The organism is Nesterenkonia aerolata (assembly GCF_031470965.1).
In the GTDB taxonomy this organism is placed as follows: domain Bacteria; phylum Actinomycetota; class Actinomycetes; order Actinomycetales; family Micrococcaceae; genus Nesterenkonia; species Nesterenkonia aerolata.
This window is the reverse complement of sequence record NZ_JAVKGR010000006.1, coordinates 72128-83797: the sequence shown is the minus strand read 5'-3', so window position 1 is coordinate 83797 and position 11670 is coordinate 72128. Positions and strand designations below refer to the sequence as shown.

General features: G+C 67.4%; 9 protein-coding genes. 8 read left to right on the top strand and 1 reads right to left on the bottom strand.

What is annotated here, in order from left to right; translation table 11 throughout:
* The first annotated feature begins 29 nt into the window (after positions 1 to 29).
* The 3 genes from RIL96_RS06935 (at position 30) to RIL96_RS06925 (ending at position 2966) form a co-directional block, all read left to right on the top strand.
* On the top strand, positions 30 to 1028 hold the full coding sequence (locus RIL96_RS06935) for a diacylglycerol/lipid kinase family protein (protein ID WP_310548285.1): 999 nt from the start codon (positions 30 to 32) through the stop codon (positions 1026 to 1028).
* Positions 1029 to 1339: 311 nt separating this feature from the next.
* Complete coding sequence (locus RIL96_RS06930) at positions 1340 to 1693, top strand: YciI family protein (protein WP_310548284.1); 354 nt, start codon at positions 1340 to 1342, stop codon at positions 1691 to 1693.
* Positions 1694 to 1700: 7 nt separating this feature from the next.
* The gene (locus tag RIL96_RS06925) at positions 1701 to 2966 is read left to right on the top strand and encodes an RNA polymerase sigma factor (RefSeq protein WP_310548283.1); all 1266 of its coding nucleotides are present in this window, start codon (positions 1701 to 1703) and stop codon (positions 2964 to 2966) included.
* Positions 2967 to 3047: 81 nt separating this feature from the next.
* Here the strand turns inward: RIL96_RS06925 and RIL96_RS06920 are convergent, their stop codons facing one another.
* Positions 3048 to 3875 (bottom strand): aldo/keto reductase, encoded by an 828-nt coding sequence (locus RIL96_RS06920; protein ID WP_310548282.1) that lies wholly within the window; start codon positions 3873 to 3875, stop codon positions 3048 to 3050.
* A 311-nt stretch (positions 3876 to 4186) separates the two neighbouring features.
* Between RIL96_RS06920 and RIL96_RS06915 the strand changes: the two genes are divergently transcribed.
* The 5 genes from RIL96_RS06915 to RIL96_RS06895 all read left to right on the top strand — a co-directional run bounded on the left by RIL96_RS06915 (position 4187) and on the right by RIL96_RS06895 (position 11656).
* Positions 4187 to 5458 (top strand): M20 family metallo-hydrolase, encoded by a 1272-nt coding sequence (locus tag RIL96_RS06915; protein ID WP_310548281.1) that lies wholly within the window; start codon positions 4187 to 4189, stop codon positions 5456 to 5458.
* A gap of 48 nt (positions 5459 to 5506) precedes the next feature.
* Positions 5507 to 6433 (top strand): LysR family transcriptional regulator, encoded by a 927-nt coding sequence (locus RIL96_RS06910; RefSeq protein ID WP_310548280.1) that lies wholly within the window; start codon positions 5507 to 5509, stop codon positions 6431 to 6433.
* A gap of 186 nt (positions 6434 to 6619) precedes the next feature.
* The gene (locus tag RIL96_RS06905) at positions 6620 to 8296 is read left to right on the top strand and encodes a thiamine pyrophosphate-dependent enzyme (RefSeq protein WP_310548279.1); all 1677 of its coding nucleotides are present in this window, start codon (positions 6620 to 6622) and stop codon (positions 8294 to 8296) included.
* A 20-nt stretch (positions 8297 to 8316) separates the two neighbouring features.
* On the top strand, positions 8317 to 9981 hold the full coding sequence (locus RIL96_RS06900) for an amidohydrolase (RefSeq protein ID WP_310548278.1): 1665 nt from the start codon (positions 8317 to 8319) through the stop codon (positions 9979 to 9981).
* 148 nt (positions 9982 to 10129) lie between these two features.
* Positions 10130 to 11656, top strand: coding sequence for a sodium:solute symporter family protein (locus RIL96_RS06895; RefSeq protein WP_310548277.1), 1527 nt, complete (start codon positions 10130 to 10132; stop codon positions 11654 to 11656).
* The last annotated feature ends 14 nt before the right edge of the window (positions 11657 to 11670 follow it).

The following is an 11670-nucleotide window of genomic DNA, read 5'->3' as shown; positions in this document are numbered from 1 at the left end:
GGTCGGTCCGTGGCCCAGGTGATGCCGGTATGAGCAGCGAGGAGGGGGCCGGGCGTGAGGTCGCGGAGTCGGGTCCGCCGGTCCGTCGTCGTGTGCTGGTGCTGTTGAACCCTCGGGCCGGACGGCGTCGGACTATGGCGCGGGCGCGGCGGCGGATCGAGGCTTACACGGGACTCTCGGTGGAGCTGATCGTCCCGGAGCCGGGCGACCATGCCGCGCAGATGGAGCAGGCGCGTGCGGTGATCGCTGAGGGAGTGGATGCCGTCGTCGTCCGCGGTGGCGATGGCATGGTGGCCGCCGGGCTGTCGCTCGTGCTCGGGGCGCAGGGTGACCCGATTCCGCTGGGTGTGGTGCCGGCGGGCACCGGTAACGACTTCGCCCGGGCAACGGGGCTGTCCCGGCGTGATCCGCGGGAGGCGCTGGACGTGGTGCTGCGGGCCTTGGAGAGGCCAGTGATGCGTGTGGCGGCGGTGGATGCGCTGCGGCTTCGCGTCAGTACTGACGGTGCGGTGCATGATGAGCGGTGGGTTGCCAACTCGGTGAACATCGGATTCGACGCCCAGGTGAACCGGCGGGCCGATGCGCTGACCCGGGTGCCGGGTTCGCTGCGGTATTTGGTTGCGCTGTTCGGCGAGGTGCGCAGGTTCCGGCCGATCAGCTTCGAGGCGGCCGTCGACGGTGAGCCGATCGCTCGACGTGAGTCGGCGCTGATCTGCATGCAGAACGGGCCGACCATCGGTGGCGGCATTCCGTTGGCTCCGGGCGCTGAGATCGCTGACGGGCGCGCCGAGGTTTCCTACGTGGACCCGCTCTCCCGCCCCGGGCTCGTCGGGCTCTTTCCGCTGGTGTATCTGCGTGCCCACCGGCTGCTGAGGCCGCTGCACACGCGGCGGGCCCGCCGACTGCGGGTGCAGGTGCCGGCGGGGGTTCCCCTCTTCGCCGACGGCGACGCGGTCCTCGCCGGGGACCATCCCGGCTGTGAGGTGGAGGTCGACGTCGTGCCCGGGGCGGTGAGCCTTCTCCGCTGATCTCTCACCCCATCCCCAACCCACCCCCGGTTGACTCTGGAGTTGGTGCCCTTTTTCAGCGCGATTTGACGCTCAAAAGGGCACCAACTCCAGAGTCACCGTGGGAGGGTGACGGTGGGTCGGCGTCGTGTGATGAGTGCAGGCGGGCAGACGGCAATTGATGACATCGTGGCGGATCCGCGTGAGACTCGAGTCAGAAAGTCCTGAGATTATTCTGCGGGACTGTCGATCTGACGGTCTCGCAGCCGTCTACATGGTGACCCGCCCATCCGGTCGGGCCGAGGACCACCTCCGAGGAGAGGACTGCGACGATGAAATATGTGCTGCTGCTCATGGCGAACCTGGACGATGCCCGCTGCGGCGAAGAGCCGAAGGACGCACCGACGGTGGAGGAGTTCATAGCCTTCGACGCCGAACTCGAGAAGGCCGGAGTGCTCGCCGGAGGGTTGGGTCTCAGCGACCCCGAGGAAGGGACCATCGTGACGAAAGCGAACCGAGATGCGGAACCGGTGGTCACGGCCGGGCCGTACGCTGAGAGCCGCGAGTTCGTCGGCGGCACCATCGTCATCGATGTCAAGGATCTCGATGAGGCGCTCTACTGGGCCGGGCGCTGCCCCGGTGCGGTCGGCGGGAGGGTCGAGATCCGCCCCATGTTGGAGCTCTGAGCCCAGCATGCCCGAGGCGACGGACGCGGTGCTCGCCCGGTTCTTCCGGGACGAACACTCACGTCTGCTCGCCGTGCTGGTGCATCGCTTCGGCAGCCTCGACCTCGCCGAGGAGGCAGCGCAGGACGCGATGCAGGCCGCGTTGGAGACCTGGCCGCGCGAGGGCATCCCGAGCACCCCTCTGGCCTGGCTGATCACCGTGGCTTGGCGGCGGGCTCTGGACAGGGTCCGACGCGACGCGGTCTTCGCGCGGCGGGTCGCAGCACTCCGGGAGCAGAACGAGTTCACGTTGCCCGCGGCCGAGGACGACGCCCTCGATGCCCTGAGCGCGCAGGACGAGCGGTTGGCCATGCTCATGGGCTGCTGCCACCCGGCCATCTCCTCGGCAGATCAGATCGCTCTGATGCTGCGGTTCGTCGGCGGGCTGAGCACTGCCGAGGTGGCGCAGTCGCTGCTGCTGCCGGTGCCGACGGTGCAGGCGCGGATCACCCGCGCCAAGAAGCGGATCGCGGCCAATCGGATCCTCCTGCGGATTCCGGAGGGCGAGGCTGCGCTGCGGGGCCGGCTCTCACGGGTGCTCACCGCAATCTCCCTGATCTTCACCGAGGGCTACGATGCCACCGCGGGTGATGCGGTGCTGCGCAGCGAACTGACTACGGAGGCCATCCGCCTGGCACGGATCGTGCAGAGCTCGCTGCCGGAGCAGGCGGAGCCGTGCGGTCTGCTGGGATTGCTGCTGCTCACCGAGGCTCGCGCGGCGGCGCGGGTCGACGACGACGGCGTCCCCGTCGCGTTGGAGGATCAGGATCGCAGCCGATGGGACCTGGCCCTCACACAGGAGGGGCTCGCCCTGGTGGAGCGGGCCGCGGGTATGCCCTCGGCTGGACGGTTCACCGTGCAGGGAGCGATTGCGGCGGTGCACGCTGAGGCCCCCAGCTTCGAGGCGACCGACTGGCGGCAGATCGTCATGCTCTACGACATTCTGCTCCACCACGGTGATGACTCCGTGGTGCGGATGAACCGCGCGATCGCGCTGGGGCGTCGGGATGGTCCAGGAGCCGGACTGCGAGGACTGCTTGCGCTCGCGGGAGACCCGGAGATCGCCCGGCACCATCCTTTCCATGTTTCCTGCGCGCTGTTCCATGCCGAGGTCGGTGACGATGCGGCCGCGGCCGAGGCGTGGGATCGGGCGGCGTCCCTTGCGCAGAACGAGGCTCAGCGGCGTTTCATCGCCCGCCGTCGCGCCGCCGTCGCCACTCCCCTTCCAGGTTGACTCTGGAGTTGGTGCCCTTATGAGCGTCAAATCGCGCTGAAAAGGGCACCAACTCCAGAGTCACCGCTGGGGGTGGGGTTCTCAGGAGGGATTGACCTCGTTCGGGTGCGCGCCGGTGCGGCCGTCGCGTTCCAGCGCATCGATGCCGGCCATCTCGTCCTCGGAGAGCTCGAAGCTGAAGACGTCGAAGTTCGAGGCGATCCGCTCCGGGGTGACCGACTTCGGGATCACGATGTTCCCGTGCTGCAGGTGCCACCGGATCACAGCCTGTGCAGGACTCACTCCGTGGGTCTCGGCCGCCCGGAGGACGGCGTCGTCATCGAGCACTGCACCCTGCGCCAGCGGACTCCAGGCCTCGGTAGCGATGTCATACCGGCGGTTCGCATCGACCGTGGTGCGGTTCTGGAACGCCGGGTGCAGCTCGATCTGGTTCACCGCCGGGACGGCGCCGCCGAGGTCCACCACCCGATCCAGGTGCTCCGGGAGGAAGTTTGAGACCCCGACCGAGCGCGTCAGCCCCTCCTCGAGCAGCTGCTCCAGTGCGCCCCACACCTCGAGGTAAGCGTCCGTCTGCGGGGCGGGCCAGTGGATGAGGTACAGGTCGACGTGGTCCATGCCCAGCTTCTCGAGGCTCTGCTCCAGCGCGCGGCGGGGCGAATCGAAGTCAGTGGGCCACAGCTTGGTGGTGATGAACAGCTCATCGCGGCCGATGCCGGACTCTTCCACAGCACGCCCGACGCCGGTCTCGTTGCGGTAGATCGCGGCCGTGTCGATGTGCCGGTATCCGGTCTCCAGCGCGGCACTCACCGCGGCGGAGGTCTCGGCCTCGGGCACCTGGAACACCCCGAAGCCCAGCTGGGGCATGCGGTGTCCGTCGTTGAGGGTGATCTCGGGAACCTGGTGGCTCATCGGTGTGCTCCTGGTGCTGGTCGGTGGTCTGGTGGCATCGGTGCTCCGATGCGCCCGTCCGATCCTCCTCCACTTCAAGGCCACTTCGCCAGGGAGGATGCCACGCTCACAGCGAACAGTGACCGTTGTCCTCCATCGAGTCCCCGATTTCTGCCGCGTGTCGGGCCCCTGAGGGCCGATTATGCGCCGGAAACAGGGGACTCGATGCCGAAGCGGACATAGACGGACGTGCCGAGCCGTCCCGTAGGGTGGGAGCCATCCATCCCGGAGGGCGTGCAACGACGCATGCCACGATTCTCGAGGAAGCCTCTATGACATCCGTCGATCCGCAGCACACCGGCCCCGCACCGACCTTCCTGGAGGACTTCCGTCATATGTCCTCCTTCGGGGCCACCGACGGCGGTGGCGTGCACCGGGAAGCAGCGACCGAGGCCGACCATGCCACGCGGGAATGGTTCGCCGGGTGGCTGGAGTCCCAGGGGTTCACCATCGGTGCAGACCGGATCGGCAACCTCTTCGGCACCTACGAGCTCGTACCCGGCGCCCCCTACCTGCTGATGGGGTCCCATCTGGACTCCCAGCCCATGGCAGGAAGATACGACGGCGCCTACGGGGTGCTCGCCGCCGCCCACGCCGCCCTCCGTCTGAGGGACGAGGCCGAGGCCGGGCGGATCGAGCCGATCCTGAACCTATGTGTGGTCGACTGGTTCAACGAGGAGGGCTCCCGGTTCGGCCCCAGCATGATGGGCAGCGGCGTCTACGCCGGAGTTCTCGACGAGCAGGCCGCGCTGAGCACCACAGACCGTGCGGGCGTCACCGTGGCTGAGGCGCTGAGCTCTGGGCCCGAGATGCCCGCGGCACAGCTGCCGACTCCGGCGGCCTACGCGGAGATCCACGTCGAGCAGGGCCGCGAGCTCGAAGACGCCGGCACCCCCGTCGGGCTGGTGGACCGCACCTGGGGCGCCCGCAAATTCCGTATCACCGTACGCGGCGACCAGTCCCACACCGGCGCCGCGCTGATGGCTGACCGCCGGGATGCGCTCTACGGCGCCTCCCTGGTGATCGTTGCGGTCCGCGAGCTGTGTCACCAGTTCGGTGACGATGAGCTGCGCACCGCCGTCTCCACGTTGGAGCTGGAGCCGAACTCCCCGGTGACCATCGCCCGCGAGGTCACGTTCCAGGCGGACCTCCGCTCGCCCGACGAGTCCGTCCTCGACACCGCGGCTCAGATGCTTCTCGAACGGCTGGCCGAGGCGGAGCAGGCCGCATCGGTGACGATCACCCATGAGCTCACCCACTCCTGGGGCCAGCTCGCCTACTCCACCGACGGCGTCGCGCTGGCCCGCAAGGCCGCCGAGTCCTTGGAGCTGCCGCATATGGAGGTCATGACCGTGGCCGGACATGATTCCACCACGATGAAGGACCTGGTCCCCACGGTCATGCTCTTCGTCCCCAGCGTTGACGGCCTTTCCCACAACGAGGCCGAATACACCCGGGACGAAGACCTGGTGCGTGGCGTCGATCTGCTCACCGAGGTCGGCCGACGTATCCTCGACGGCGACCTGACCGGGCCGGTGGACTGACCGGATCCCCGGTCAGAGCCGAGTCCGCATTCGAAGGGAAAAGCAGCGATGGAGCATTCGGACCAGCTCTCCCTCAGGCGCCTGCACCAGTTCCTCACCGTCGTGGACCGGGGGACCGTCACCCGTGCCGCCGAGGAGCTGCACATGGCGCAACCGGCGCTGAGCCGTCAGATCAAGGCCCTCGAACGCGAGCTGCACCTGCGCCTGTTCGAACCGGAGGGAAACCGTCTCGCTCTGACTCCCACCGGGCGGGCCTTCGTCCCGGTCGCACAGCGGCTCATGCGCGAGGCACGCGGACTCTCTCAGGCGGTGGATGCTCTGCAGACCGGGCGCGTCAGCTCATTGACAGTGGCCGCCACCGCGGCCTCGATCCGCAGCGTGCTGGCCCCGTTCGTCGCCACGATGAGCCCCGAGGATCCCATGCTCATCAGTCAGGACCACCCGCACTTCGAGCTGGACGCCGCCTTGCGACTCGGGGCGGATATGGCGATCTCTCCGGTCGCCCCGGCCCCGCATCTGCGGTCTGTGCCCCTGGCGTTCCCGCCGATCCGGGCTGTGGCGGCTCCTGACCACCGGCTGTTCGGCATCGACCGCGAGACCATCGCTATCGGGGCCTTCCGCGACGAGCACGTCATCCTGCCCTCGACCCGCAGTGTGAGCCGGCTGCTGATCGACGGCTGCCTCAGCGACGGCGGGGTGACCTTCTCCCGGATCACCGAATGCGATGATGCGCAGACGAGCATGGCTCTGACGGCGGCAGGTCACGGCGTCGCACTGGTCACCGAGCCCCCGCAGTATGGTCTGCGGGATCTGGTGGTCCTGCCGGAGGACGGCGAGGAGGAGACTCCGCTGCACCTGCCGCTGCACGTCACCTGGCTTCCCGGCCACCATGCCGACGGGACCATCCGCGCGGTGGCCGAGCGGCTGCACCGGTTCCTCCACGCGGAGGAGTCCACCGGGTGGGCGCATCAGTAGTGATCAGTGCATTCTGAGTCTTTCTGGTCTATGTCTCCGCGGCATCAATGATCTGCTCAATCCCTATTGGACGTGATCCACGTCGCTCTTCGAGAATCGAGGTGGGAGCGTCATGGCCGGAGCTGTTTGCGTGCCACGACACACTGCGACACCGCACGGATCGCCAGGACGATGAGGAGCGTACACATGTCTGACACTGAGGCGGCCAGCCCTCTCCACGTCGGTGCCGCCGTCGTGGAAAGCCTCACGGCCCATGGCGTCGACCGCGTCTATTCCGTCCCCGGCGAGAGCTTCCTGGCAGTCCTCGACGGCCTCCATGACGCTGAGATCACCAACGTCGTGGCGCGCCATGAGGGTGGTGCCACCTATATGGCCGAAGCTCAGGGCAAGCTTACCGGACGGCCCGGCGTCGCCCTGGTGACCCGAGGCCCCGGAGCCGCGAACGCCTTCGTCGCCGTGCACAGCGCCTGGCAGGACGGTACGCCGATGGTGCTCTTCGTCGGCATGGTGCCGATCTCGGATCGGGGGAGGGAATCGTTCCAGGAGTTCGATCCCGCGGCCTGGTTCGGCAGTCAGACCAAACGTGTTCTGATGCTCGACGATCCCGACCGGGCCTCGGACATCGTCGCCGAGGCCTTCTTCGCCGCCTCATCCGGCCGGCCCGGTCCTGTCGTGGTCGGGCTGCCCGAGGACATCATCCGCCGTCCCTTCACCGGTGAGATCACTCGGCCGCTGCCGGTGGCTGAGGGAGCCCTCGGAACTGAGGACGTCGAGGCACTCATCACGGCCCTCTCCGGGGCCGAACGTCCGCTGCTGTACCTCGGGGGGCCACGGTGGACCCCGCAGGTCTCGGCCCAGGTGGCGCAGTTCGCCGAACGCCACCGCATCCCTGTGGTTCATGACTGGCGGGCCACTGACCGTATCCCCTCCTCCTCGCCGGTCAATGCCGGCTGGCTCGGCTACGGCAGCGCGGAGATGCCCGGTCAGATGCTTGAGGAGGCTGATGTCGTGATCGGCGTCGGGGCCGTCCTCAGCGACGTGCCCACCGACGGGTACACCCTGCGCCAGCGCCCGGACGCCACCACTATCCTCGTCACCGCCGATCCCTCCCTGCAGGGGAGCTCCGGGCCGGTGACCCGGCACATCCTCGCCTCGCCTCAGGCCTTCGCAGAGGCCGCAGAGGCTCTGGAGATCTCGCCCCGGATTGACTGGGAGACGTGGTGCCGCCGCGGCGTCGAGGCACACCGCTCACGCTCGGTCCCTATTCCGCGGGAGGAGCTCCCGGAGACGGTACGAGGCACCGCTCATATGGCGGTGGTCATGGAGGAGCTGCGCCGGTGGCTTCCCGAGGACCCGATCAGCACCTTCGGCGCGGGCAACCACTGCGTGTGGGCGCAGTACTACATGCCCACTGAGACATATCCCTCGCAGCTGAGCACCCGCAACGGTTCCATGGGCTATTCGGTCCCGGCCGCCGTCGTCGCCTCGCTCGAACACCCTGAGCGGATGGTCGTGGCGATCGTCGGCGACGGTGAGTTCCTCATGAACGGGCAGGAGTTGGCCACTGCGGCCCAGTACGGTGCGGCATTCCTGGTCATCGTCATGGACAACGGAGAGTTCGGGACGATTCGCGCTCACCAGGAACGTCAGTATCCCCAGCGGATTTCCGGGACCCAGATCGCCAACCCGGACTTCGCAGCGTTCGGACGGGCCTTCGGCGGCCACGCCGAGCAGATCACCGATGACGCTGACGTTGCCGGCGCCATGGAGCGCGCCGTGCACGCTGTCACCGGCGAACATCGGATCGCCGTGCTCCAGGTGCTGACTGATCAGCGTCTGTCCACCCCCTTGACGCATACCTGAGGCATCTGACGGAGGCCGTGATGCTCTTCGACATTCTCTATCGCAACGTCCGGATCCATACCCAGGATCCCCGACGGCCCATAGTCGGGGCCCTCGGTGTCCACCACGGGCGGATCATCAGCCTCGATGAGGAGATCGACGCCGCGCAGTTCCGGGAGGTGGTCGATCTGCGCGGAGCCACCGTGCTCCCCGGATTCAACGATGCCCACTGCCACCTCTCGATGGTCGGCCTCGCCGAGCTGCAGGTCGACCTGAGCCCGGATGCGGTCTCCGACACTGGGGAGCTGCTCGCCGCAGTGGGGCACGCCTGCAAGGCGGCGGAACCCGGAGCGTGGGTCATCGGCACCGGATACGACCAGAATCGGTTGGGCGGACAGCACCCCACTGCCGAGCAGCTCGACGCCGTCACCGGGGATCACCCGGTGTGGCTGCATCACAAGTCACGGCATCTCGGTGTCGCGAACACTGAGGCCTTCCGCCGTGCCGGGTATCCCCAGCGCCGCGATGTCCCCGTACCGGAGGGAGGCGGTATCCCGCTCGACGGTGAGGGCCGCGCCCAGGGCGTCCTGCTGGAGACGGCGCGCGCGGCGGTGATGGACCACATCCCCGCACCCACTGTCGAGGACATCGCCGATGCGGTCGCCGCCGGAAGCCGCAGTGCGGTGGCCCGCGGGGTCACCTCCATCACCGAACCGGGGCTGGGTGCCCCGGAGCACATCGGGCAGAGCACCTATGACATCGCCGGCTACCAGCGTGCCCGCGATCAGGGTCGGCTCCGGGTGCGTGCCACTGTCATGCCGTACCTGACGCGGCTGCACCCCATCGGACTGCCGGAGGCTGAGGAGGGGCCGCAGGGGATCGGCTTAGATCTCGGGATACGGACCGGTCTGGGTGACGAGCGGCTGCGGATCGGTGCCACCAAGATCCTCTCCGACGGTTCACTCATCGGCCGCAGCGCCTATATGTGCTGCGACTACGCCGTGGGATCCGGAGATGACTCGTCGCCGCGCGGGATGCTCCAGTTCTCTTCCCAGACGCTGCGCGAACGGCTCATCGGTGCCCACCGTGCGGGATGGCAGGTGGCCGCTCACGCGATCGGCGATGCGGCGCTGGACACTGTGCTGGAGATCTTCGCGGAGGCTCAGCGTCTGCACCCGCGTGAGGATCCGCGTCACCGCGTCGAGCACGTCTGTATGGCCTCGGACGAGCAGCTGAGCCGGATGCAGGAGCTGGGGCTGATCCCTGTGCCTCAGGGGCGGTTCGTCCACGAGCTCGGCGACGGCGCACGTGAGGCCGTGGGGCAGGAACGAGCGCATCTGACCTATCGGCTCAAGGGCCTCTTTGACGCCGGGCTGCCGGTGGCGGCCAGCACGGACGCCCCGGTGGTCGCCCTCGATCCCATGCTCAACGTCCATGACATGGTCAACCGGGTGACCCACAGCGGTGAGGTGTTCTCCCCGCAGGAGCGGATCACCCTGGAGCAGGCGCTGCGGGCCTACACGGTCGGCAGCGCTTACGCCTCCCATGAGGAGCACATCAAGGGGAGGCTGAGCCACGGGATGCTCGCCGACTTCGTGGTGCTCTCGGAGGACCCTCACGAGGTGGCCTCGGCGCGCCTGAAGGAGATCGTGCCCACCTCGACCGTCGTCGGAGGCGTCCCCGTCTGGGGCGAACTCTGCGGCTGATCATGCGTGATCGGCATAGGGGATATCCGAAACAGGTCTTTGATCCGTGTCGGCTCCAGCGCTGAGACTGGGACACACCGCATCACAGTGTGAGGGTGATCACCGTCTGAGACGGTCGATTCCGCCCTCCGGGGGAAGGCTCCGCACCATGTACACCGAACAGCAGACCACCGTCCTGACCGGCATCCTGATCGTCTACTTCGCGTTCCTCGTCGGGTTCGCCTATATGGTCAACCGCCGGGTCAAGACCTATGAGGACTATTCTGTCGCCGGACGCACCGTTGGTCTGTTTCCGATGATCCTCACCCTGGTCGGTACCGCTATCGGCGGATCGATCCTCCTGGGATACATGACCAACGGGTATACGCTCGGCGTCGGGCAGATCTGGTTGGGGCTGGTCATGGTACCGACCACGCTGGTCATCATCCTGTGTATGACCGGACCGATCCGTCGACTCGGGGTCAAGCACCACATGGTCACCATGGGAGACTTCACCTCCCTCATCTACGGGGAGAAAGCCCGGATCCCTACTGCGATCAGCATGCTCTTCGCCTACTGCGCCATCACCGGGATGCAGTTCGTCTCCATCGCGACGATCCTCTACCTGACCCTCGAGATGAGCATGACCTGGGGCATCACGATCGCCTGGATCATGCTGACCATCAAGACCGTGCTCGGCGGGCTGAAGTCCGTGGTCTTCCAGGATGCGCTCCACGGGACGATCCAGACACTGGGCATCTTCGTCCTCTTCGTCGTGGTGATCCTCGCCGCTGGCGGATGGGAGACCATCGAGGCCAATGCCACGGCGGCGGGTGAAGAGCAGATGCTCGACTTCCTGGGGATCGCACCGGGCATGCTCGGGGTCTATATCCTCACCATCGGCGCGTATCAGATGGTGCGGCAGGACCTGTGGCAGCGCATCTGGGCTGCCCGCACGATGCGTGTGCTGAAGATCGGCCTGTGGACAGCGATCATCCTGCAGACCCTCATCTGTACGGTGGTGGTGCTGATCGGCATGATGACCCGGTGGGGGCTCGAACTCGATGTGCCGGATCCGAGCCAGGTCTACTACGCCGTCATCGGTGAGGTCTTCCCGTTCCCAATGATCGTGGTGATGATCATCGCCGTGCTGGCCACGGTCATCTCCTGCGCCGACTCCTTCTTCTTGGCCGCCAGTTCGACTCTGGTCAACGACGTCATCCGGCCCCGGATGAAGAACCCCACCTCAGACTCGCTGCTGAAGTGGTCGAAGATCTCGGTGCTGATCACCTCGGTCATCGCCTTCCTGCTGGCCCAGTACATTCCGCAGCTGGTGGTCTTGTGGGTCACCGGTACGGCGATGCTGGTCTCCGGGCTGCTGGCGCCGGTGCTGCTGGGGATGTTCTGGCGGCGGGTGACCCGGCCCGCCGGTATCGCCGCCATGTGGTCCGGGCTCGTGGCTGCTGTGATCTGGCAGCTCGCCGGTGAGCCGCTGGGCTGGCACCCGGTGTTCGTCGGGCTTCCGCTGAACCTGGTGGTTCTCGTGGTCGGCTCGCTGATGACCCAGCGCCCTCTGGACCGTGACCGTTCCTGGGCGGCTGAGTCCCGTGATATTCCTGAGGAGGACTACGCTCCGGAGGACGAGCCTGACGTCGTCGGGTCCGGTGCTGGAACTGCAGCAGGTGACGGGCGCTGAGGATATGGATTCCC